This window comes from Pseudomonas sp. A, from assembly GCF_056270345.1.
The window spans coordinates 977,392-998,744 of record NZ_CM149873.1 but is presented as its reverse complement, the minus strand read 5'-3'; the positions used below and the strand labels follow the sequence as shown (position 1 = coordinate 998,744).

Annotated in this window: 21 protein-coding genes; 14 read left to right on the top strand and 7 right to left on the bottom strand. The window is 64.9% G+C overall.

The features are described 5' to 3' along the window. Window positions 1–64: 64 nt before the first annotated feature. The 7 genes from rfbB to AC0MAZ_RS04520 are packed head-to-tail and all read left to right on the top strand — an operon-like array spanning window position 65 to window position 7,127. Window positions 65–1,147 (top strand): dTDP-glucose 4,6-dehydratase, encoded by a 1,083-nt coding sequence (rfbB, locus tag AC0MAZ_RS04550; RefSeq protein WP_475860352.1) that lies wholly within the window; start codon window positions 65–67, stop codon window positions 1,145–1,147. Beyond that, window positions 1,144–2,019, top strand: a complete 876-nt coding sequence (rfbA, locus tag AC0MAZ_RS04545) for a glucose-1-phosphate thymidylyltransferase RfbA (protein ID WP_475860350.1) — start codon at window positions 1,144–1,146, stop codon at window positions 2,017–2,019. The genes rfbB and rfbA overlap by 4 nt, the downstream gene beginning before the upstream one ends. Next, window positions 2,016–2,561 (top strand): dTDP-4-dehydrorhamnose 3,5-epimerase, encoded by a 546-nt coding sequence (gene rfbC, locus AC0MAZ_RS04540; protein ID WP_475860349.1) that lies wholly within the window; start codon window positions 2,016–2,018, stop codon window positions 2,559–2,561. Before rfbA ends, rfbC begins: the two co-directional genes overlap by 4 nt. Next, window positions 2,558–3,418: a dTDP-4-dehydrorhamnose reductase gene (gene rfbD / locus AC0MAZ_RS04535; RefSeq protein ID WP_475860348.1), complete on the top strand. Its 861-nt coding sequence runs from the start codon at window positions 2,558–2,560 to the stop codon at window positions 3,416–3,418. The genes rfbC and rfbD overlap by 4 nt, the downstream gene beginning before the upstream one ends. Window positions 3,419–3,457: 39 nt before the next feature. After that, complete coding sequence (locus AC0MAZ_RS04530; protein WP_232854834.1) at window positions 3,458–5,272, top strand: sensor histidine kinase; 1,815 nt, start codon at window positions 3,458–3,460, stop codon at window positions 5,270–5,272. Further along, window positions 5,269–6,675 carry a sigma-54-dependent transcriptional regulator gene (locus tag AC0MAZ_RS04525; protein ID WP_203648775.1) on the top strand — a complete coding sequence of 469 codons (1,407 nt, stop codon included), beginning with the start codon at window positions 5,269–5,271 and terminating at the stop codon, window positions 6,673–6,675. Before AC0MAZ_RS04530 ends, AC0MAZ_RS04525 begins: the two co-directional genes overlap by 4 nt. After that, window positions 6,672–7,127: a thioesterase domain-containing protein gene (locus tag AC0MAZ_RS04520; RefSeq protein WP_203648777.1), complete on the top strand. Its 456-nt coding sequence runs from the start codon at window positions 6,672–6,674 to the stop codon at window positions 7,125–7,127. Before AC0MAZ_RS04525 ends, AC0MAZ_RS04520 begins: the two co-directional genes overlap by 4 nt. A 105-nt stretch (window positions 7,128–7,232) precedes the next feature. Here the strand turns inward: AC0MAZ_RS04520 and cysQ are convergent, their stop codons facing one another. Both cysQ and nudE read right to left on the bottom strand, forming a co-directional pair. Beyond that, on the bottom strand, window positions 7,233–8,066 hold the full coding sequence (gene cysQ, locus AC0MAZ_RS04515; protein WP_475860346.1) for a 3'(2'),5'-bisphosphate nucleotidase CysQ: 834 nt from the start codon (window positions 8,064–8,066) through the stop codon (window positions 7,233–7,235). Continuing rightward, complete coding sequence (gene nudE, locus AC0MAZ_RS04510; RefSeq protein WP_254465341.1) at window positions 8,063–8,629, bottom strand: ADP compounds hydrolase NudE; 567 nt, start codon at window positions 8,627–8,629, stop codon at window positions 8,063–8,065. Before nudE ends, cysQ begins: the two co-directional genes overlap by 4 nt. A gap of 64 nt (window positions 8,630–8,693) precedes the next feature. Between nudE and yrfG the strand changes: the two genes are divergently transcribed. Next, a complete protein-coding gene (gene yrfG / locus AC0MAZ_RS04505; protein ID WP_254465342.1) occupies window positions 8,694–9,356 on the top strand; it encodes a GMP/IMP nucleotidase in 663 nt (220 codons plus the stop codon). 111 nt (window positions 9,357–9,467) lie between these two features. On the opposite strand, the gene lysM is transcribed toward yrfG, so the two are convergent. Next, on the bottom strand, window positions 9,468–9,908 hold the full coding sequence (lysM, locus tag AC0MAZ_RS04500) for a peptidoglycan-binding protein LysM (RefSeq protein ID WP_028689196.1): 441 nt from the start codon (window positions 9,906–9,908) through the stop codon (window positions 9,468–9,470). A gap of 175 nt (window positions 9,909–10,083) precedes the next feature. Between lysM and fdhD the strand changes: the two genes are divergently transcribed. From fdhD to AC0MAZ_RS04475, 5 genes are all read left to right on the top strand, one after another. Continuing rightward, window positions 10,084–10,911 carry a formate dehydrogenase accessory sulfurtransferase FdhD gene (fdhD, locus tag AC0MAZ_RS04495; RefSeq protein WP_203648788.1) on the top strand — a complete coding sequence of 276 codons (828 nt, stop codon included), beginning with the start codon at window positions 10,084–10,086 and terminating at the stop codon, window positions 10,909–10,911. 8 nt (window positions 10,912–10,919) lie between these two features. Further along, entirely contained in the window at window positions 10,920–13,265 is a 2,346-nt protein-coding gene (locus AC0MAZ_RS04490) for an FdhF/YdeP family oxidoreductase (protein ID WP_475860343.1), read from the top strand. Between the two features lie 379 nt (window positions 13,266–13,644). Beyond that, window positions 13,645–14,127: a glycine zipper domain-containing protein gene (locus AC0MAZ_RS04485; RefSeq protein ID WP_234561233.1), complete on the top strand. Its 483-nt coding sequence runs from the start codon at window positions 13,645–13,647 to the stop codon at window positions 14,125–14,127. 209 nt (window positions 14,128–14,336) lie between these two features. Beyond that, window positions 14,337–15,146 (top strand): CheR family methyltransferase, encoded by an 810-nt coding sequence (locus AC0MAZ_RS04480; RefSeq protein WP_475860341.1) that lies wholly within the window; start codon window positions 14,337–14,339, stop codon window positions 15,144–15,146. Window positions 15,147–15,263: 117 nt separating this feature from the next. After that, window positions 15,264–15,920, top strand: coding sequence for a response regulator (locus AC0MAZ_RS04475; RefSeq protein ID WP_232854827.1), 657 nt, complete (start codon window positions 15,264–15,266; stop codon window positions 15,918–15,920). Here the strand turns inward: AC0MAZ_RS04475 and AC0MAZ_RS04470 are convergent. From AC0MAZ_RS04470 to hslO, 3 genes are all read right to left on the bottom strand, one after another. Then, the gene (locus tag AC0MAZ_RS04470) at window positions 15,910–16,344 is read right to left on the bottom strand and encodes an acyl-CoA thioesterase (RefSeq protein WP_186712110.1); all 435 of its coding nucleotides are present in this window, start codon (window positions 16,342–16,344) and stop codon (window positions 15,910–15,912) included. The genes AC0MAZ_RS04475 and AC0MAZ_RS04470 overlap by 11 nt on opposite strands. Window positions 16,345–16,560: 216 nt before the next feature. Beyond that, complete coding sequence (locus AC0MAZ_RS04465) at window positions 16,561–18,102, bottom strand: phosphoenolpyruvate carboxykinase (RefSeq protein ID WP_186712112.1); 1,542 nt, start codon at window positions 18,100–18,102, stop codon at window positions 16,561–16,563. A gap of 179 nt (window positions 18,103–18,281) precedes the next feature. Further along, window positions 18,282–19,184 (bottom strand): Hsp33 family molecular chaperone HslO, encoded by a 903-nt coding sequence (hslO, locus tag AC0MAZ_RS04460; protein ID WP_475860339.1) that lies wholly within the window; start codon window positions 19,182–19,184, stop codon window positions 18,282–18,284. 108 nt (window positions 19,185–19,292) lie between these two features. Between hslO and AC0MAZ_RS04455 the strand changes: the two genes are divergently transcribed. Then, the gene (locus AC0MAZ_RS04455; RefSeq protein WP_475860337.1) at window positions 19,293–20,093 is read left to right on the top strand and encodes a phosphatase PAP2 family protein; all 801 of its coding nucleotides are present in this window, start codon (window positions 19,293–19,295) and stop codon (window positions 20,091–20,093) included. A 33-nt stretch (window positions 20,094–20,126) separates the two neighbouring features. Here the strand turns inward: AC0MAZ_RS04455 and AC0MAZ_RS04450 are convergent, their stop codons facing one another. After that, a complete protein-coding gene (locus AC0MAZ_RS04450; RefSeq protein ID WP_203652568.1) occupies window positions 20,127–21,344 on the bottom strand; it encodes a 2-octaprenyl-3-methyl-6-methoxy-1,4-benzoquinol hydroxylase in 1,218 nt (405 codons plus the stop codon). Window positions 21,345–21,353: the final 9 nt, after the last annotated feature.

Genomic DNA, 21,353 nt, shown 5'->3' with positions numbered 1-21,353 from the left:
AAGAGCGGCTACAACCAAACAAACCAGGCTTTAGGCCACAGGCTTCCAGTAGAGGCACATGCTCATGCGCATTCTCGTCACCGGCGGTGCCGGCTTTATCGGCTCGGCGCTGATCCGCCATCTTATCGGTGATACCGATCATGAAGTGCTCAACCTCGACAAGTTGACCTACGCAGGCAACCTGGAGTCGTTACAGGGAATCGCCGACAACAGCCGCTATGAGTTCGTCCAGGCCGACATCGCCGACCAGCCAACGGTGGGCAAGCTCCTCGAACGTTTCCAACCCGACGCCATCATGCACTTGGCCGCCGAGTCCCATGTCGACCGCTCCATCGATGGCCCGGCGGCTTTCATCCAGACCAATATCGTCGGCACCTACGCCCTGCTCGAGGCAACCCGCGCCTGGTGGAGCCAGCTGCCAGCCGAACGGCGCGCACGGTTCCGCTTCCACCACATCTCGACTGACGAGGTGTATGGCGACCTGCACGGTGTCAATGACCTGTTTACCGAGACGACCCCTTACACCCCCAGCTCCCCTTACTCGGCGAGCAAGGCGGCCTCTGACCACCTGGTCCGTGCCTGGCATCGCACCTATGATCTGCCGGTGCTGATCACCAACTGTTCGAACAACTACGGACCGTACCATTTTCCAGAAAAACTCATCCCGCTGATGATCCTCAACGCCCTGGATGGAAAACCGCTACCTGTCTACGGCAACGGCCAGCAGGTACGCGACTGGCTGTATGTCGAAGACCACGCCCGGGCGCTGCTCAAGGTGGTGACCGAAGGCAAGGTGGGTGACACCTACAACATCGGTGGCCACAACGAGCGCAAGAACCTCGAAGTGGTGCATACCTTGTGCGCGCTGCTCGAAGAGCTGGCCCCCGAACATCCAACCGGCGTGGCTCGCTATGCCGACCTGATCACCTTCGTCCAGGACCGCCCGGGCCATGACCTGCGCTACGCCATCGATGCCGGCAAGATCGAACGCGAACTGGGTTGGGTGCCGCAGGAAACCTTCGAGACCGGTTTGCGCAAGACCGTCCGCTGGTACCTGGATCACCTGGAGTGGTGCCGCCGCGTCCAGAACGGCAGCTACCAGGGCGAACGCCTGGGCACCTCCCATTTCAAGGACCTGATCGCATGACCAAAGGTATCGTCCTCGCCGGAGGCTCCGGCACCCGTCTGCACCCCATCACCCTCGGTGTGTCGAAACAACTGCTGCCGGTCTATGACAAACCGATGATCTACTATCCGATCTCGGTCCTGATGCTCGCCGGAATCCGCGACATCCTGCTGATTTCCACGCCCCTTGACCTGCCGCAGTACCGCCAGCTGTTCGGCGACGGCAGCCAGTTCGGCATCAACATAAGCTACGCCGAGCAGCCCTCGCCAGATGGCCTGGCCCAGGCATTCCTGATCGGTGAAGCGTTCATCGGCGACGACTCGGTATGCCTGATCCTAGGCGACAACATCTTCCACGGGCAGAGCTTTACCGAGCAACTGCAACGTGCCGTCAGCCACGCCTCCGGCGCCACCGTGTTCGGCTACTGGGTCAAGGATCCCGAGCGTTTCGGTGTGGTCGAATTCGACGAACAGGGCAACGCCCTGTCCATCGAGGAGAAGCCACGGCAACCCAAGTCCAGCTATGCCGTGACCGGCCTGTACTTCTACGACAACGACGTGATCGAGATCGCCAAGGGCGTACGCCCGTCGGCACGGGGCGAGCTGGAAATCACTGACATCACCAATGCCTACCTTCAGCGCGGCGACCTTCGGGTCGAGCGTTTCGGCCGTGGCTTCGCCTGGCTCGACACCGGCACCCATGAAAGCCTGCTGGAAGCCTCGCAGTACGTGCAGACCATCGAGAACCGCCAGGGACTCAAGGTGGCCTGCCTGGAGGAAATCGCCTTCAACAAGGGCTGGATCAGCCGCGAAAGCCTGCTGGTAAAGGCCGATGAACTGAAGAAGACCGGATACGGTCAATACCTGCGCAAAGTGGCCGACGAATCTGCATGAACATCATCCCCACAGACATAGCTGACGTCCTGATCATCGAACCCAAGGTGTTTGGAGATGATCGAGGGTTCTTCTTCGAGAGCTTCAATGCCAAGGTCTTCGAAGAACATACCGGGCTACCGGTAAGTTTTGTTCAGGACAATCACTCGCGCTCGCTGAGGGGGGTATTGCGAGGGCTTCACTATCAGGAGCGCAACATCCAGGGCAAACTGGTGCGCGTGATCCAGGGCGAAGTGCTGGATGTAGCAGTCGACGTGCGCCGTAGCTCGCGGACCTTCGGCAAGTGGGTCGCCCAGCAGCTGTCCGCGGAGAATCGTCGCCAGCTGTGGATTCCTCCGGGCTTCGCCCATGGATTCCTGGTACTCAGCGAGTCGGCTGAGCTTCTGTACAAGACCACCGACTACTACAATCCAGAAGCCGAGCATAGCATCCGCTGGGACGACCCCACCCTGGCAATCGACTGGAAGCTCAAGGACGATCCCCAGCTTTCCGCGAAGGACCAGCAGGGCAAACTGTTCACCGAACTGGCACTATTGCCATGAAGATTCTCGTCTGTGGTCGCAATGGCCAGGTCGCCCATGCACTGCACGATGCGCTCGAAGGTCTTGGCGACGTGCAGTTACTCGGGCGTGAGCGGCTCGACATGGCCCAACCGGCGCTTTTGCGAGAGCAACTGCGCACGCATGCTCCCGACTTGATCATAAATGCCGCCGCTTACACGGCTGTCGACCAGGCAGAAAACGAGCCCGACGTAGCCTATGCGATCAATGCCGAAGCTCCACGGGTACTCGCCGAGGAGGCCGAGCGCCTGGGCGCGCCGCTGATCCACTACTCAACCGACTACGTGTTCGATGGATGCAAGGCCACACCGTACGACGAAGAGGACGAGCCTGATCCCCTGAGCGTCTACGGCCGAAGCAAACTGTCAGGAGAACAGGCGATCCGCGCAGCAGGCGCAGAACACCTGATCCTGCGCACCAGCTGGGTCTATTCGCTGCATGGGCGCAATTTCCTGCTGACCATGCAGCGCCTGCTTCAGGAACGCGCTCAACTGAAAGTGGTGGACGACCAGATCGGCGCCCCGACCTGGGCAGCCACAATTGCAGCCAGTACGCGTGCATTGATCGAGCGCTGGCAGAACGGCCAGGCCGGCGCCTGGGGCACCTACCACCTGACCGCCCAGGGTGAAACCTCCTGGTTCGGCTTCGCCCAGGCCATCGGCGAACAGCTCAAGATCCGTGGCCTGCCCTGCGCCGAATTGCTGCCGATCCCTTCCAGCGAATACCCGACACCGGCAAAGCGACCGCTCAACTCGCGCCTGGACTGTTCGCGCCTGGCCCGCGAATGGCAGGTCAGCCAGCCACACTGGCACGATGCACTCATCGACTGCCTCAAGTAGCGCATAATTGCGCCAGATCCTACTGGCGCCATTATCGCAATGATCCCAAGACCCACGCCTCCCCGCCGCCCCCGCTGGCGCAGCCTGGCCCTGCTGGCGCTGTGCCTGGCCCCGCTGCTGTGGCCGCTGCACCACCTGGCCGAGCGCTACTATCAGGACGAACTGGCTTCGCAGAACCGCCAGACCCTCGACCTCTACGTCGCCAACCTGCTGGGCACCCTGCACCGCTATGAAACCCTGCCGCAGATCCTCGGCGACCTGCCGGCGCTGCGCAGCGTGCTGGCCGACCCGTTGCGCCTCGAGGCGGTGACCAACGCCAACCGCCTGCTCAAGCACATCACCCAGCAAACCGGCGCCGAGGTGATGTACCTGATGGATGTCAGCGGCAACACCCTGGCCGCCTCCAACTGGGACAAGCAGGACAGCTTCGTCGGCCGCAACTTCTCGTTCCGCCCCTACTTCATCGAAGCAATGGAGGGCCGCCTGGGGCGCTTCTTCGGCCAAGGCACCACCTCGGCCAAGCGCGGCTACTTCTTCGCCGCCGCCGTGCACGACCGCGACAAGGTGATCGGCGTGCTGGTGGTCAAGGTCGATCTCGATCACACCGAAACCCTCTGGGGCCGCACTCCGGAACAACTGCTGCTGACCGACCAGAACGGCGTGGTGGTGCTCACCTCGCGCCCGGACTGGCGCTTTCGCGCCACCCGCGAGCTGACCGCGGCCGAGCGCCAGGCCATCGTCGCCATCCAGCCCTACCCGACCCAGGCGCCGCAGCCGCTGACCCTCGACCAGGCCGCCTGGCTGATCCAGACCCGCGACATCAAGGAAACCGGCTGGCAGGTGAGCATCCTCGCCCCGCGCCTGCTGGTCGACCGCTCGGTGCAGACGGTCATGGCCATCGGCGGCGGCGCGCTGCTGGTGACCATGCTCCTGGCCGGCCTGGTGATGCAGCGCCGTCGCCACTACATCGACCGTATCGATTTCGAGGCCCGTGCCCGCCAGGAGCTGGAAAACCGCGTGATCGAACGCACCGCCGACCTCGAAGGCCTCAACACCCGACTCAAGAGCGCGGTACTCGAGCGCGAAAGCGCCCAGCAAGAGCTGGTGCGCGCCCAGGACGAACTGGTCCAGGCCGGCAAGCTGTCGGTGCTCGGCACCATGTCGGCCAGCATCAGCCACGAGCTGAACCAGCCGCTGGCGGCCATCCGCAGCTACGCCGAGAACGCCGAGATCCTACTTGATCATCAGCGCACCGAGGACGTGCGCGGCAACCTCAAGCTGATCGGCGAGCTGACCGGGCGCATGGCCTCGATCATCGCCCACCTGCGCGCCTTCGCCCGCCGCGACCAGCACGCCCCGGAAAGCGTGGCCCTGCAACCGGCCCTGGACGACGCCCTCGCGCTGCTGGCCAAGCGCCGCCGGGCCATGGCCGTGGAACTGGTGCGCGACCTGCCCGAGGCTACCCTGTGGGTGCAGGCCGGCGAGACCCGCCTGCGCCAGGTGCTGGGAAACCTGCTGGCCAACGCCCTCGATGCCCTCACCGAGAAAGCCAACCCACGCAGGCTGTGGCTGAGTGCCGAACGCCAGGATGACTGCGTCTACCTGTACATCCGCGACAATGGCCCCGGCTTCAGCCGCCAGGCCCTGGAGCACGCCAAGGAACCGTTCTTCACCACCAAGACCCGCACCCAGGGCCTGGGCCTGGGCCTGGCCATCTGTGAAAGCCTGATGCATGCGCTGGGCGGCGAGCTGCTGCTGGGCAACCACCCGGAAGGCGGTGCCCTGCTGACGCTGAAACTGCGCGTGGCCAAGCCCGGCGCCAACCTGCAATCTTCGGAGGACACCTCGGCATGACCGAGACACTGATCGATAGCCACGCCCAGGTGCTCCTGGTCGACGACGACCCGCACCTGCGCCAGGCCCTGAGCCAGACCCTGGACCTGGCCGGGCTCAAGGTCGTGGCCCTGGCCGACGCCCAGGGCCTGGCCGGGCGCATCGAGGAAGACTGGCCAGGGGTGGTGGTCAGCGATATCCGCATGCCCGGCATCGATGGCCTGCAACTGCTGGAACAACTGCATGCCCGCGACAACGAGCTGCCGGTACTGCTGATCACCGGCCACGGCGATGTGCCGCTGGCGGTGCAGGCAATGCGCGCCGGCGCCTACGACTTCCTCGAAAAGCCCTTCGCCAGCGACGCCCTGCTCGACAGCGTGCGCCGTGCCCTGGCCCTGCGCCGCCTGGTGCTGGACAACCGCAGCCTGCGCCTGGCCCTGAGCGACCGCCAGCAGCTGGCCACGCGCCTGGTCGGCCAGTCGCCGGGCATGCAGCGCCTGCGCGAGCAGATCGGCGCCCTCGCCGGGACCCGCGCCGACGTGCTGATCCTCGGTGAGACCGGCGCCGGCAAGGAGGTGGTGGCCCGTGCCCTGCACGACCTGTCGAGCCGCCGCGACGGCCCGTTCGTGGCGATCAACGCCGGCGCCCTGGCCGAGTCCGTGGTCGAGAGCGAGCTGTTCGGCCACGAGCCCGGGGCTTTCACCGGGGCGCAGAAACGCCGGATCGGCAAGTTCGAGTTCGCCAACGGCGGCACACTGTTCCTCGACGAGATCGAGAGCATGAGCCTGGATGTGCAGGTCAAGCTGCTGCGCCTGCTGCAGGAACGGGTTGTCGAACGCCTGGGCGGCAACCAGCTGATCCCGCTGGATATCCGCATCATTGCCGCGACCAAGGAAGACCTGCGCCAGTCTGCCGACCAGGGCCGCTTCCGCGCCGACCTGTACTACCGCCTCAACGTCGCGCCGCTGCGTATTCCCGCGTTGCGCGAGCGCGGCGATGACATCCTCGTGCTGTTCCAGCACTTCGCCGACGCCGCCAGCGAGCGCCACGGCCTGCCGCCCCACAGCCTGCAACCGGCGCAGCGCGCCGTGCTGCTGCGCCACGATTGGCCGGGCAACGTGCGCGAACTGCAGAACGCAGCCGAACGCTTCGCCCTGGGCCTTGAGCTGGCCCTCGATGGCCAGGCGCCCGCGGCGACCCATGACATCCAGGTGCCCGTGCCAACCGGCAACCTCAGCGAGCAGGTCGAGCAGTTCGAACGCTCGCTGATCGCCGCCGAGCTGGGCCAACCGCACAACTCGATGCGCAGCCTCGCCGAAGCCCTCGGCATCCCGCGCAAGACCCTGCACGACAAGCTGCGCAAGCATGGCCTGAGCTTCGACGGCGGCGGCGGGCACGACGACCAGGAGGACAACCGTCCATGAGCACCGACAGCCAGTACCTGCAATCCGTGTTGCACAGTGATATTCCCCTGACCCGCGAGATGGGGATGGAAGTCATCGATTGGCAGCGGCACTGTCTGCGCCTGAAGCTGCCGCTGGCCCCCAACGTCAACCACAAAAGCACCATGTTCGGCGGCAGCCTGTACTGCGGCGCGGTGTTGGTGGGCTGGGGCTGGCTGCACCTGCGCCTGCGCGAGCTGGGGATCGATGACGGGCATATCGTCATCCAGGAAGGGCAGATCAGTTATCCGCTGCCGGTTACCGGTACGGCGGTGGCACAGTGCCCGGCGCCGGACGAGAAGACCTGGGAGCGGTTCCTGACGATGTACCAGCGTCGCGGGCGGGCGCGGCTGACGTTGGAGACGGTGGTGAGCAACGAGGGTAGCGACGAGCCTGCGGTGAGGTTCAGCGGGCAGTACGTGTTGCATCGCTGAAAGCTTGGAGGCCCATCGCGGCACAAGGCCGCTCCTACAGGGAAACGTGATCCCCTGTAGGAGCGGCCTTGTGCCGCGATGGGCTGCAAAGCAGCCCCGGCTATCTCAAGCCCGGATAGCGCCCGCCAGCTCAATCAACGCCTTCCGCCAACCGGCAGCCTTGGGCAACGCCAGGAAAAACGGATTGAGCAACGACTCCCGCGCCGGATACCGGAACGGCAATCCATCCAACCCGATCACCTCACCCCCGGCCCCTTCCAGCACGCCCTGGGCAGCCGCCGTATCCCACTGCGAAGTCGGCGCCAACCGCGGATAACAGTCAGCACTGCCTTCGGCCAGCAGGCAGAACTTCAGCGAACTGCCGATATTAGCCAGCTCCAGCTCACCCACCGCACCACTCAACCCGGCCAGCAGGGCCTCCTGCTGCGGGCTGGAATGCCGACGGCTGGCGACGACGGTAAACTTCACCCCCTGCGGTGGCGCGTTGCGTACTCGGATCGGCTGCGCGGCACCATCACGCTCCACACGCCAGGCCCCCAGGTTGCGCCCGCCGAAATAACAGCGGCCATTGGTCGGCATCGCCACCACCCCGAACACCACCTCGCCGTTTTCGACCAGCGCGATATTGACGGTGAACTCTTCGCTACCAGCGATGAACTCCTTGGTGCCATCCAGCGGGTCGACCAGCCACCAGCGCTGCCAGCCTTCACGGGTGGCCAGCGGGATGTCGCAGTCTTCCTCGGACAGCACCGGAATCTGCGGTGCCAGTGCCTGCAGACCCTCGGCGATCACCCGATGGGCCGCCAGGTCGGCAGCAGTCACCGGCGAATCGTCGGCCTTGCTGGTCACGGCCACATCGGCGCGCCAGAACGGCAGGATCGCCTCGCCGGCCAAGCAGGTGAGCGCTACCACGTCCTGCATCAATTGCCGATCGTTCATACGCTCAGCACCCCACGCTGGATCAGCAGGTCACGGGCCAGGTACAACGCCGCCAGCGCCCGTCCTTCGGTAAACTGCGGGTGCATGGCCAACGCCGAAAGCTCGCGCAGGTTGACCTTGTCGACCCGCATCGGCTCGGGCTCGTCACCCTCCAGGCGTTCTTCGTACAGGTCCGAGGCCAGCACCACCTGGATCTTCTGGCTCATGTAGCCGGGCGACAGCGACAGCTCGGTCAGGTGCTCCAGCTGGCGTGCGCCGAACCCGGCCTCTTCCTTGAGCTCCCGGTCGGCGGCGGCCAGCACGTCCTCGCCCGGCTCGATCAGGCCCTTGGGCAAGGACAGCTCGTATTCATCGGTGCCGCCGCAGTATTCCTCGACCAGCAGCGCGTGCTCGGCATCGAGCATGGCCACGATCATCACCGCGCCATAACCGTTGCCACGACCGACCAATCGCTCGTAGGTGCGCTCGGTGCCGTTGGAAAAGCGCAACTGCACGGCCTCGACCCGGAACAGGCGGCTGCTGGCGACGATTTCGCGGCTGAGGACGGTGGGTTTCTGGCGCATGGGGCGGCTCCTTGGCGTGAACGGGTTACTATACCGTGGCTTGCCGACTGATCGAGAATTTCCCATGCCCGTTCTTCCCTGGTCCGCCATCGATACCGTCCTGCTGGACATGGACGGTACCCTGCTCGACCTGCACTACGACAACCGCTTCTGGCTGGACCACCTGCCCCAGCGCTATGCCGAGCTGCATGGCGTGAGCCGAGCCATGGCCGAGCTTGAGCTGCGCCCGCTGTTCGAACAGCATGCCGGGACGCTCAACTGGTACTGCCTGGACTTCTGGAGCCGCGAGCTGCGTCTGCCGATCCGCGAGCTGAAACAGGAGATCGCCGACCTTATTGCCCTCAAGCCGGATGCCGACACCTTTCTCGCGGCCGTGCGCAAGGCGGGCAAGCGGGTGGTGATGATCACCAATGCGCATCGCGATTCACTGTCGCTGAAACTGGAGCGGGTGGAACTGGCGCCGTACTTCGAACGGCTGATCAGTTCGCATGACTATGGATATCCGAAAGAGAGCCCGCAGTTCTGGGACGCGTTGCACGCGGATATCGGCTTCGAACCGGCGCGCAGCCTGTTCATCGACGACACCCTGGCGATTCTGCGCAGTGCCCGGCGGTACGGGGTGGGGCATCTGCTGGCGGTGCGCCAGCCGGACAGTCGGGCGGAGCCTCGGGATACCCAGGAGTTTGCGGCGGTCGAGGATTACCGGGAGTTACTGGTTGGCCTGTGAGGGCCTCTCGCGGGTAAACCCGCTCCCACAGGAGTTGCACAGTCCTTGAATGTGGTGCAGTACCTGTGGGAGCGGGTTTACCCGCGAAAGAGCCGGATCAGACGATGAAGATTAATCCGGAATACGCAGCACCTGCCCCGGATAGATCTTGTTGGGATCCTTCAGCATCGGCTTGTTCGCCTCGAAGATCTTCTGGTACTTGTTGGCATCGCCATAGACCCGTTTGGAGATGGCGCTCAGGGTGTCGCCTTTCTCGACCTCGACGAACCGCGCCGCCTGGGCCACCGGCCCGGTGACGGTGATCTGGTCATCCACCGAAGCCACCCCCGCGATATTGCCGGCGGCCAGTATGATCTTCTCCTTCTCTTCCTGGCTGGCCACCTCGCCCTTGAGAATGACCTTGTCACCCTCTACAGTGGCCGAAATGTTCGGGTTACCCAGGCCAACGTCCTGGACGTGCTTCTTCAACTGTTCCTCGGCATTGGCATTGCCCGGCGTCAGCAGGTCGATCAACTTCTCGCCGGCTTCCTTCACGAAACTGAACAGGCTCATGTGGCGCTCCTTTGATGGTGAATCCATGGAAGCAGGAGTCTAGGCCAGGATCCCTCATCCCGCCCCACTGCGACCAATCGACGCGCTCTATCACGGCATAGACGCTAGCGATTAGACGCCACCGGCACAGGGGCCTAGGCTTGTGGGGTCAAACTGCCAGCCGGTATTCGCCCCGATGAACAGCAAGCCACCGGTCTGCGCGGCGTCCACGTCTTTTGCGCTGCCCGCCGCCAGTAACACCTACGACTACGTCCAGCTCACCGACACAGCTCGCGAAAGCACGCCGTTGGCCGAGGAAGTGGCCCTGGCCATCGTCTACAACGGCCTGAACCAGGCGGTGATGCTGGTCAGCCCGACCGACCTGGAAGACTTCGCCGTCGGTTTCAGCGTGGGCAGTGGCATCGTCGCCGGTACCGAAGAAATCTACGACGTGAAGCTCTCCGGCAGCGGCTCGGCGCTGTATGCCGACCTGGAGATCTCCAGCCGCGCCTTCTGGAACCTGAAGAACCAGCGCCGTCAGCTGGCCGGCACCAGCGGCTGCGGCCTGTGCGGCGTCGAGGCCCTGGAGCAGGCATTGCCCGAGCTGGACGTGCTGCCTGGCGCGCCGCTGCCGCCCGCGCACTGGCTGAAGGACCTGCGCCAGCGCATCGACGCCTTCCAGCCCCTCGGCCAGCACTGCGGCGCGGTGCACGCGGCGCTGTTCATGGACCGCGACGGCCAGCTGCTGCTGGGTCGCGAGGATATCGGCCGGCACAACGCCCTGGACAAGCTGATCGGCGCCCTGCTGCGCCAGCGCATCGACACCACCGGCGGCCTGGCCATCGTCACCAGCCGCTGCAGCCTGGAGCTGATCCAGAAAGTCCTGCGCGCCGGCATCCAGACGTTGGTCAGCCTCTCCGCGCCCACGGGCCTGGCCCTGCAATGGGCGCGCAAGCACAACCTCAACCTTATCCATCTGCCCAAACACAGTGCACCGCGGGTGTTCAGCCCAGCGGCGGAGTAGCAACAGCCGTGACCTCCTACGAAAAACTGCCAGACAACGCCCCCGCCTCCACCCCTCGCTACAAGCCCTACCCCGGCCCTGCCGGCGGTTGGGGGGCGCTGCGCAGCGTGGCCAAGGCCTGGGTGGGCAGCGACAACGCCCTGAAGAACATCCGCGCCCTGCTCAAGACCAACCAGAACGGCGGCTTCGACTGCCCCGGCTGCGCCTGGGGCGACTCGCCCGAAAGCGGCATGGTCAAGTTCTGCGAGAACGGCGCCAAGGCGGTCAACTGGGAGGCCACCAAGCGCCGCGTCGATGCGGCGTTCTTCGCCCGCTACAGCGTCAGCGCGCTGCTCGAGCAGAGCGACTACTGGCTTGAGTACCAGGGACGCCTGACCGAGCCGATGGTCTACGACCCGGTCACTGACCGCTACCAGCCGATCGACTGGGACGCGGCCTTCGCCCTGATCGCCCGCCACCTGAACAACCTGTCCAGCCCTGACCAGGCCGAGTTCTACACCTCCGGCCGGGCCAGCAACGAGGCGGCGTACCTGTACCAGCTGTTCGTGCGCGCCTACGGCACCAACAACTTCCCCGACTGCTCGAACATGTGTCACGAGGCCAGCGGCGTGGCGCTGGGCCAAAGCGTCGGCGTGGGCAAGGGCACAGTCACGTACGACGATTTCGAACACGCCGACACGATCTTCGTCCTGGGTCAGAACCCCGGCACCAACCACCCACGCATGCTCGACCCACTGCGTGACGCGGTGAAGCGCGCTGCCCAGGTGGTCTGCGTCAACCCGCTCAAGGAGCGTGGCCTGGAGCGTTTCCAGCATCCGCAGAACCCGCTGGAGATGCTGACCAACACTGACCGCCCGACCAACACGGCGTTCTTGCGCCCGGCCCTGGGCGGCGACATGGCGCTGCTGCGCGGCATGGCCAAGTTCCTGCTGCAGTGGGAGCGTGAAGCCCAGGCCAAGGGCGAGCCGGCGATCTTCGACCATGCCTTCATCGCCGAGCACGGCCATGGCGTGGACGAGTACCTGGCAGCGGTCGATGCCACCCCGTGGGAGCAGATCCAGGCGCAATCGGGCCTGACCCTGGCCGGCATCGAACTGTCGGCGCGTATGTACTGCAAGGGCAAGCGGGTGATCATGTGCTGGGCCATGGGCATCACCCAGCACCGCCATTCGGTGCCGACCATCCAGGAAATCGTCAACCTGATGCTGCTGCGCGGCAACCTCGGCGTGCCCGGCGCCGGCCTGTGCCCGGTGCGCGGCCACAGCAACGTGCAGGGCGACCGCACCATGGGCATCAACGAACGGCCGCCAGTGTTCCTGCTCGACGCTCTCGAAAAACGCTTCGGTTTCCCGGTGCCGCGCCATAACGGCCACAACACCGTCGAGGCGATCCACGCCATGCTTGACGGTCGGGCCAAGGTGTTCATCGGCCTGGGCGGCAATTTCGCCCAGGCAACGCCGGACACCGAGCGTACCGCGCAGGCGCTGCGCAACTGCGAGCTGACCGTGCACATCAGCACCAAGCTCAACCGCAGCCACCTGGTCCACGGCAAGCAGGCACTGATCCTGCCGTGCCTGGGCCGCACCGATATCGACCTGCAGGGCGAAGGCCCGCAGGCGGTGACGGTGGAGGACTCGTTCAGCATGGTCCATGCCTCCAACGGCCAGCTCAAGCCGCTGTCCCGGCAGATGCGCTCGGAGCCGGCCGTGGTCGCCGGCATCGCCGCCGCCACCTTGGGCAAGCAGCCGGTGGACTGGCACTGGCTGGTGGCCGACTACGCGCGCATCCGCGACCTGATCGCCGACACCATCCCCGGCTTTGCCGACTTCAATGAACGCCTGCGCCTGCCCGGCGGCTTCTATCTGGGCAACAGCGCCGGCAGCCGCCAGTGGAAGACCGCCAGCGGCCGTGCCAACTTCAAGGCCAACCTGCTGCCCGACAGCCTGCTCGACGAGCGCGTGCGCGCCAGCGGCCAGTTGCCGGACCTGATCATGCAGTCGATGCGTTCGCACGATCAGTACAACACCACCATCTATGGCATGGACGACCGCTACCGCGGCGTGCGCGGCCAGCGCGACGTGCTGTTCGTCAACGAAGCCGACATCGTCCGCCTGGGCTTCCAGCCAGGGCAGAAGGTCGACATCGTGTCGCTGTGGGGCGATGAGCATGTGCGCCGGGTGCATGGCTTCACCCTGCTGGCGTTCGACATTCCCGCCGGCCAGGCGGCGGCCTACTACCCGGAGGTGAACCCGCTGGTGCCGCTGGAAAGCATCGGCGATGGCAGCCATACGCCGACGTCGAAGTTCATCGCCATCAAGCTGGAGCGGGCGCGGGACGACGGGCGCATCATCTGAGCAAGATTGGGCTATGCGCGATCCCTGTAGGAGCGGCCTTGCCTAGGCGTCGGACCGGCCGGAAAGGGCCGCAAAGCGGCCCCGGCGATATCTGCTTGATGCACAAATCGTGGGGGCGCTTCGCACCCCTTTCGCGGCACGAGGCCGCTCCTACAAGGGCAAGCGCAGATTCCGAGCAATTGCCCACAAAAAAGCCCTGTTCCGCAACGGTTCAGGGCTTCGTCATAAATAGCTCAGACAACCGAAAATCGATAAAGTTTCATACATAATTCAATAACTTAGAGAATTGTGTACAACTCGTGCTACTCGTCGGATTCCGATTGCCAGGCGCCTCGGCGAGCCTCAAATTCCGCTTCGTCATCCCTCTGAGGCTCTCTTGATGAAGAAGTACTCCTCGATTCTGTTGTTGTCTTTTGGTCTGCTCAGCGGCGTTGCCATGGCAGGCGGCACCACCGAAGCCGGCATTGGCGGCGCATTGGGTGGGGTACTCGGCTCCGTGGTGGGCAACTCCATCGGCGGTAGCACCGGCGGCGCCATCGGTGCCGGCCTGGGTGGCGCGGCCGGCGGCGCCCTGGGTGCCGACAAGCGCCAGCGTGGCGAAGCGGCCATCGGTGGCGCACTGGGCGCCGCAGGCGGCAACGTGGTGGGTCGCTCCGTGGGCGGCACCACCGGCAGCTACATCGGCGCGGCCGCCGGTGGTGGCGCCGGTGGCGCACTGGGCAACTACATGGGCAACAAGGCCGATGAGGATGAGCGCCGTGATTCGCGCCGCTACCGTCGCGACTACGACGATCGCCGCTACTACGACCGCGGTCACCACTATGGCCATCGCAAGCACAAGCGCCACTGGCGCCATGACTGATCGCCAGGCTTACGCCTGAGGCCTAAGGCCCTGCCCTCATCGGCAGGGCCTTTTCGTTTGCATACCCGCCAGAGGATTAGGGGCTGCCCCGATATGGAGGCCACTAGCCACTAGTTATCATCGCTGTTTCGATCAAGCACAGGACGCAGGGAATGCGCACGATCATCACCGACCCCGTCTGTCTGCCCCGGGCCAGGAGAGGCTGAAGGATGCCCGGTCGTCGCCCGCCACTGCTCGGCGAAGCCAGCTTTGCGTCGATTCGCCAGCGGGTCGTGCAGGCCACCGGCGTGCAACTGGCCGACGATCGCCGTGCCGTGGTCGCGGCGCGCCTGCACAAGCGCCTCAAGGCCCTGGGCCTGGCGGACTTCGAGCGCTACCTCGCCCTGCTCGACAGCCCCCGGGGCGCGGAGGAGCACGAGCACCTGCTGCGCCTGCTGGTCGCCCGTGACAGCTACTTCTTTCGCGAGCATCGCCACTTCGAATGCCTGGCCCGCTGGCTGGCCGACCTCGACCACCCCGCACGCCTGTGGAGCGCCGCCTGCGCCACCGGGGAGGAAGCCTGGAGCCTGGCCATGGTCGCCGCCGAAAACGCCCGCCATCCCGGCTGGCAGGTGCTGGCCAGCGACTTCGACCCACAACTGCTGGAGACCGCCGCTGCCGGCATCTACGACATCGCCCAGGCACGCTACTTCCCCGAAGGCTGGCTGGCCCGCCACTGCCTGTGCGGCGTCGACGAGATGGCTGGCCGGCTGCGGGTCACGGCGGCCCTGCGCGAGCAGGTGCGCTTCGAGGCGCACAACCTGATCCGACCCTTGCCTGAACAGCTCGGCAGCTTCGATGTCATCCTGCTGCGCAACCTGTTGTCGAACCTGGCGCCACGGTACAAGAACGAGGTACTCCAGCGCCTGCTGGCACACCTGCGCCCCGGTGGCCTGATGATCATCGGTCACAGCGAGAGCGTCCACGCCCTGGGCCTGCCCCTGCGTCCACTACTGCCGTCGGTGTTCGAACGCCTATGATAAGAGGCACTGCCGCGCCCATCGGCAGACAAGGACTGATCGCGCAACCGCGCGCAGTGCGCTTTCGGATCGAGCAGGCCTGCCGCCCCCCTTCCCTTGCGAAACAGGCCCTTATCCATGCCCTGCCGAATCCTGCTTGCCGATCACTCGCCGCTCTTCCGCGCCGGCCTGCGTGCCCTGCTTGAACAGAAGAAAGATTTCGTCGTGGTGGGCGACACCGGCGATGCCATGACGGCCGTGAGCCTTGCGGAAAAACTCAAGCCGGACATCGTGGTGCTCGACATGAGCGGCGAGCTGGACAGCCAGCAGGCCCTGCAGGAGCTGTTCATCCGTGCCCCCGCCTGCCGGGTGCTGATGTTCTCGCCACGCTCGGAGCTCGAGCATGTGATGAGCTGCCTGCAGCTGGGCGCCCATGGTTTCCTGCTCAAGAGCGCCACGGTGAGCGAACTGGAGCAGGCCCTGCAGACCCTGCGTGGTGGCGGCCAGTACCTGTCGTCGGCGGTGCTGCCGATGGTCATCGGCCAGGCCCTGAAACACAGCCGCAAGCGCGTCGTCAGTCAGGTCCAGACACCGCCGCTGACCACCCGCCAGCTGGAGATCCTGCGCCTGATCGCCCGCGGCGAGACCACTCGCTCCATCGCCGACGGCCTGGGCCTGAGCATCAAGACCGTGGAGGCTCACCGCTCGCAGATCATGCACCGCCTGCAGATCCACGACGTGCCCGGCCTGGTGCTGTTCGCCGTGCGCGAGGGGATCATTCGCCTCAACGATTGAGCGACAGCCCGGCGAGGATCAGCTGCAGCGTCTCCGGTAGCGCCACAGGACGCCCCGAGGCCCGCTCGATGAACACCTGCACCACACTCCCCGCCGCGCAGGCCTCGGCCTCGCCCGGGCGGAACAGCGCCAGGCGGAACTCCACGGTACTGCCCGCCAGGCGCGTCACGCCCAGGCCCACCTCGAGCACGTCGGGAAAGCCCGGCAAGGCGAAGAAATCCGCCGCCGAGCTGACGACGAAGCCGGCCAGCTCACCGTCGCGCAGGTCCAGCTCGGCCTGTTCGACCAGGAAGGCCTGGATGGCGGTTTCGAAAAAGGCATGCACGGTGGCGCCGGCGAGGTGACCGTTATGGTCGTTGTCCTGCGGGCGGGTAAGGATGGGGTGGAAATGGGAGAAGGCGGAGCGTTGGGGGGATTCTGTCATGAGGCATCTGCTTTCTGGTGGGTGCCCTGCAAGTGAAACAGATTCTGGCCGTGCTGTATTGATGCGGCTATCCGACAAACCTTCAGGAACGGTGTGTAAATCCTGTAGGAGCTGGCCTTCCCTGCGATAGCCTCAGTAGACACAGCACCCAAAGCGGGCTTTCAGATACGAAAAAGCCGCCCCGAAGGGCGGCTTTTCTTCCGAACCGGCAGCAGCTTAGAGCTGCGGACCAGCGGCCTTGATGGCGTCGGAAACGTCGAACTTCTTGAAGTTCTCGGTGAACAGCGTGGCCAGGCCCTTGGCGGCTTCGTCGTAGGCAGCCTTGTCAGCCCAGGTGTTGCGTGGGTTGAGCAGTTCGGTCTCGACGCCTGGAACAGCCTTCGGCACGTCCAGGTTGATGATGTCCAGGTGCTCGGTTTCGGCACCGACCAGAGCGCCGCTCTGGATGGCAGCGATCACGCCACGGGTGGTCGGGATGCTGAAACGCTTGCCGACGCCGTAGCCACCACCGGTCCAGCCGGTGTTGACAAGGTAGACCTTGGAACCGAACGCCTTGATACGCTTGATCAGCAGTTCGGCGTAAACGCCGGCCGGACGCGGGAAGAACGGTGCGCCGAAGCAGGTGGAGAAGGTCGACTTGATGCCGCCGCCCGAACCCATTTCGGTGGAACCGACCAGCGCGGTGTAGCCGGACAGGAAGTGGTAGGCCGCCTGCTCGTTGTTCAGGATCGACACCGGAGGCAGTACGCCGGTCAGGTCGCAGGTCAGGAAGATGACCGCGTTCGGCTCGCCGCCCAGGTTCTCTGCCGAGACCTTCTCGACGTGCGCCAACGGATAGGCGGCACGGCTGTTCTGGGTCAGGCTCACGTCGGCGTAGTCGGCGTGCTTGTTGGCGTCGATCACGACGTTTTCCAGCACCGCGCCGTGCTTGATGGCTTTCCAGATGACCGGCTCGTTCTTCTCGGAGAGGTCGATGCACTTGGCATAGCAACCGCCTTCGATGTTGAAGACCACGCCCTCACCCCAGCCGTGCTCGTCGTCACCGATCAGGTAACGGCTTTCGTCGGCCGACAGGGTGGTCTTGCCGGTGCCGGACAGGCCGAAGAACAGGGTGACGTCACCCTCTTCGCCGATGTTGGCGGCGCAGTGCATCGGCAGCACGTCGGCGGCCGGCAGCAGGAAGTTCTGCACCGAGAACATGGCTTTCTTCATTTCACCGGCGTAACGCATGCCGGCGATCAGCACCTTCTTCTGGGCGAAGTTGATGATCACGCAGCCATCGGAGTTGGTGCCGTCACGCTCAGGCACGCACTCGAAGTTGGCAACGTTGAGGATCTGCCACTCACCACGGCCAGCCGGGTTGTACTGCTCGGGGTTGATGAACAGGCAACGGCCGAACAGGTTCTGCCAGGCGGTCTGGGTGGTCATCTTGACCGGCAGGTAGTGCTCGGCCGCAGCGCCTACGTGAACGTAGGAAACGAAGTGATCCTGGGCGTTGTTGAACGCCTCGACGCGGTCCCACAGGGCATCGAACTTGTCGGCCGGGAACTTGCGGTTGATCGGGCCCCAGCCAATCTGGTCCTGGGTGGACGGTTCTTCGACGATGAAACGGTCAGCCGGCGAACGGCCGGTGCGGTGACCGGTTTCCACCACCAGCGCGCCAGTATCGGCCAGCACGCCTTCACCGCGGGACAGCGCTTCTTTTACCAGCTCATCGACGCTCAGGTCGGTGTACACGGTGTTGTTGGCTTGCGTCATGAGATACCCCATCCGGCCCGAGGCCGAGTGCTCCAAACGTTTTGTAGTCGTCTCGAAAAAACTACTACAGCGAAAAAAGTGGCCGGATTATGCCAGAAACGCCCAAAAAAAGTAGGCCCCTCCTGTCAGAACTGCGTTTTTGCGCAATTCGACAGGAGAATTTCCTGTAGTTAACCGTTTCAGTGCTGAGTTTCTGACGGCGCCTCGGTGCCGCCACCGGCAAACAATTGCGCGACATCGCTTGCATCGAAGAGATAGCGCTCGTTGCAGAACTGGCAATCGATCTCGACCTGGCCGCCGCATTCGGCCACCAGCGCCTTGGCATCCTGCTCGCCGAGGCTGACCAGGGCGTTGGCGGAACGCTCGCGCGAGCAGCTGCAACGGAAGCGTAGCGGCTGGATATCGAACAGGCGAACCGCGTCCTCGTGGTACAGGCGGTGCAGCACGGTTTCGTTGTCCAGGCCGAGCAGTTCCTCGGTCTTCACGGTGTTGGCCAGGGCCTTGACGTGGGCCCAGCTTTCCTCGCGCTCCTCGCTGTCCTTGTGGATCTCGGCCGGCAGCTGCTGCACCAGCAGGCCGCGGGCACGCGCGCCATCGGCGGCCAGGGAGATGCAGGTGTTCACCTGCTGCGACATGACGAAGTAGTTGGTGAAGCACTCCGACAGGTCCTTGCCGTCCAGTTCGACGGTGCCCTGGTAGCGCTGGCCATTGACCGGAATGATGGTCAGCACCAGGTGACCACCCGGCATCAGGTCGGCCAGATTGGCATCCGCCTTGATCTGCTCGGCTTCATAGCGTGCCAGGCCACGGATGTCGTGCTCGCTGGTGTACTCGATGGCCAGCAGCGGCACCGGGCCCTGGGACTGCGCCTGGAGCACCAGCAGCCCGTCGAACTTCAGGGTGCCGACCAGCAGCGCGGCGGCGGCCATCAGTTCACCGAGCAGATGCTTTACCGGCTGCGGGTAGGCGTGCTTGGCCAGCACCTCGGCGTAGCTGCGTTCCAGCGCGACCATCTCGCCGCGCACGTCGCGGTCGTCGAACAGGAAGCGTTGAGTGAAATCGGTATCTGGCAAGTCGCTCATGGTTGTCTGGCTTTCTAAAAATGATTACAAAATAATTACAGGAGACCGAAAGGTCCGTCGCAGAGCGCTCACGAGGCGCTCACTTCCTGCTGGATATCGAGGTATTTTATGGACAATCGACCACTGTTCCAAGCAAGGTGGTCCTGGGGACCGTTGGCAGCCTGCACCCTGCTGCCCATCGCACTACTGTGTTTCTGGTTGTGGCCCGTTGGCCAGATCCTGTGCCTGACTTTCGACGAATGGCTGTTCCACAGCCTCAATGCGCCACTGGCCGACAACCTGGTCTGGCGGTCGATCTGGGCAGTCGGCAGCCTACGCCCCTTCGACATCCTGGTCGGCCTGATCATGCTGTCGCTGCTGATCCACGGCGATTGGGTATTCAAGGCTACCCAAGTGCGCCAGGCTTTTTTCGGCTTTTTGGTGACCCTACTCCTCTTAGTGGTGATTCGCGCGCTGTTTTCCAAGTGGGTCAGCGCAATGGGCTGGCAACACAACAGCCCGTCGATGGTGTTCGACGACGCCGTGCACCTGAGCGACTTCTATCCGCACATGGAAGCGAAGTGGGAATTGAAGGACCGTTCCAGCCAGAGTTTCCCGGGTGACCACGCCTCGGTGCTGCTGATCTGGGCGCTGTTCATGAGCCTGTTCAGCCGCCGCCTGGTGCAGCACCTGGTGATCTGGGCACTGGCCTTGCTGTTCATGCTGCCGCGCCTGGTGGCCGGCGCCCATTGGGGGCAGGACGACTACATCGGCGGCCTGTTGATGGCGGTGCTGGCACTGGGCTGGAGCTGCCACACGCCCCTGGTGGCCAAGGCCAGCGAGGCGCTGGTGCGCTGGACGGCACCGCTGTTCGGCCTGCTCGGCAAGCTGCCGTTGGTCGGGCGCATGAGCGTGATGCGCACCGCCTGATCCATTGCCGGGGCCGCCAGGCGACCCCGGTCCTCAAGCCCTGGCCAGCTCCGGCAAGTCCCCGGACAACCCCAGGGCCTGGCGCACGAACAGCGCCTTGGCCTCGGGCATCTGCTCTACCAGCTTCAAGCCGCTGTTGCGCAGCCAGCGCAGGGGCAGCGGATTGGCCTGGAACAAGCGCTCGAAGCCCTCCATCGCCGCCATCAACGCCAGGTTGTGCGGCATCCGTCGCCGCTCGAAGCGGCTCAGCACCTTCACATCGGCCAGGCGCTCGCCACGCTCGCAGGCACGGACCAGTTCCTCGGCCAGCACCGCGGCGTCGAGAAAGCCCAGGTTGACCCCCTGCCCGGCCAATGGGTGGATGGTGTGAGCCGCATCGCCGATCAGCGCCAGCCCCTCCTCCACGTAGCGCTTGGCATGGCGCTGGCGCAGCGGCACGCAGACCCGCGGATCTGCCTCCAGCACATCGCCCAGACGCCCCTCGAAAGCCCGCTCAAGAGCCTGACGGAAGGCCGCGTCGTCCATCGCCATGGCCTGCTCGGCCTGCTCCGGGGTGGTCGACCAGACGATCGAGCACCAGTCCTGGCGACCATCGCGGCTGAGCGGCAGGAACGCCAGCGGGCCTTCGTCGGTGAAACGCTGCCAGGCCGTGGCCCTGTGTGCCTCGCTGCAGCGCACGCTGGTGACGATGGCGTGGTGCAGGTAATCCCACTCACGGGTTGCACAGCCGGCCAGGCGGCGTACCGCCGAGTTGGCGCCATCGGCGGCGATCACCAGCGGCGCGCGCAGCTTGCGGCCATCGGCCAGGGTCAGCAGCCACTCATCACCGGAGCGGCGCAGTTGCTCCAGGCGAGCGTTGGCCAGCAGCCCGACATCGCTGTCGTGCAGACGCTCCAGCAGGCCATCCTGGACCACGCGGTTCTCGACGATATGACCCAGCACCTCGGCATGCACGCTGGCCGCGGAGAAATGGATCTCGCCAGTGCCGCTGCCGTCCCAGACATGCATGTCCGAGTACGGCGAGACACGCCGCCGGGCGATGCCGTCCCAGGCGCCGAGGCGCTCGAGAATGCGCTGGCTGGCGGCCGACAGGGCACTGACCCGTGGTTCGAAAGGTGCCTCGCCGTCAAACGGCTTGACCGTCATCGGGCCGCCATCAAGCAGGAGCACCTCCAGACCACTGTGGCGCAAGGCCAGGGCCAGGGCGCTGCCGACCATACCGGCACCGACAATCAACAGATCTGCGCGCATTTCCATGCC

What these genes read in the sequence shown, in the direction of transcription:
- rfbB (WP_475860352.1), top strand. Translation starts at nt 65, where the DNA reads ATGCGCATTCTCGTCACCGGCGGTGCCGGCTTTATCGGCTCGGCGCTG.
- AC0MAZ_RS04530 (WP_232854834.1), top strand. Translation starts at nt 3,458, where the DNA reads ATGATCCCAAGACCCACGCCTCCCCGCCGCCCCCGCTGGCGCAGCCTG.
- AC0MAZ_RS04455 (WP_475860337.1), top strand. Translation starts at nt 19,293, where the DNA reads ATGGACAATCGACCACTGTTCCAAGCAAGGTGGTCCTGGGGACCGTTG.
- nudE (WP_254465341.1), bottom strand. Translation starts at nt 8,629, where the DNA reads ATGCGCCAGAAACCCACCGTCCTCAGCCGCGAAATCGTCGCCAGCAGC.
- cysQ (WP_475860346.1), bottom strand. Translation starts at nt 8,066, where the DNA reads ATGAACGATCGGCAATTGATGCAGGACGTGGTAGCGCTCACCTGCTTG.
- hslO (WP_475860339.1), bottom strand. Translation starts at nt 19,184, where the DNA reads ATGAGCGACTTGCCAGATACCGATTTCACTCAACGCTTCCTGTTCGAC.
- AC0MAZ_RS04485 (WP_234561233.1), top strand. Translation starts at nt 13,645, where the DNA reads ATGAAGAAGTACTCCTCGATTCTGTTGTTGTCTTTTGGTCTGCTCAGC.
- AC0MAZ_RS04475 (WP_232854827.1), top strand. Translation starts at nt 15,264, where the DNA reads ATGCCCTGCCGAATCCTGCTTGCCGATCACTCGCCGCTCTTCCGCGCC.
- yrfG (WP_254465342.1), top strand. Translation starts at nt 8,694, where the DNA reads ATGCCCGTTCTTCCCTGGTCCGCCATCGATACCGTCCTGCTGGACATG.
- AC0MAZ_RS04470 (WP_186712110.1), bottom strand. Translation starts at nt 16,344, where the DNA reads ATGACAGAATCCCCCCAACGCTCCGCCTTCTCCCATTTCCACCCCATC.
- AC0MAZ_RS04525 (WP_203648775.1), top strand. Translation starts at nt 5,269, where the DNA reads ATGACCGAGACACTGATCGATAGCCACGCCCAGGTGCTCCTGGTCGAC.
- AC0MAZ_RS04450 (WP_203652568.1), bottom strand. Translation starts at nt 21,344, where the DNA reads ATGCGCGCAGATCTGTTGATTGTCGGTGCCGGTATGGTCGGCAGCGCC.
- AC0MAZ_RS04520 (WP_203648777.1), top strand. Translation starts at nt 6,672, where the DNA reads ATGAGCACCGACAGCCAGTACCTGCAATCCGTGTTGCACAGTGATATT.
- AC0MAZ_RS04465 (WP_186712112.1), bottom strand. Translation starts at nt 18,102, where the DNA reads ATGACGCAAGCCAACAACACCGTGTACACCGACCTGAGCGTCGATGAG.
- AC0MAZ_RS04480 (WP_475860341.1), top strand. Translation starts at nt 14,337, where the DNA reads ATGCCCGGTCGTCGCCCGCCACTGCTCGGCGAAGCCAGCTTTGCGTCG.
- lysM (WP_028689196.1), bottom strand. Translation starts at nt 9,908, where the DNA reads ATGAGCCTGTTCAGTTTCGTGAAGGAAGCCGGCGAGAAGTTGATCGAC.
- rfbA (WP_475860350.1), top strand. Translation starts at nt 1,144, where the DNA reads ATGACCAAAGGTATCGTCCTCGCCGGAGGCTCCGGCACCCGTCTGCAC.
- rfbD (WP_475860348.1), top strand. Translation starts at nt 2,558, where the DNA reads ATGAAGATTCTCGTCTGTGGTCGCAATGGCCAGGTCGCCCATGCACTG.
- fdhD (WP_203648788.1), top strand. Translation starts at nt 10,084, where the DNA reads ATGAACAGCAAGCCACCGGTCTGCGCGGCGTCCACGTCTTTTGCGCTG.
- rfbC (WP_475860349.1), top strand. Translation starts at nt 2,016, where the DNA reads ATGAACATCATCCCCACAGACATAGCTGACGTCCTGATCATCGAACCC.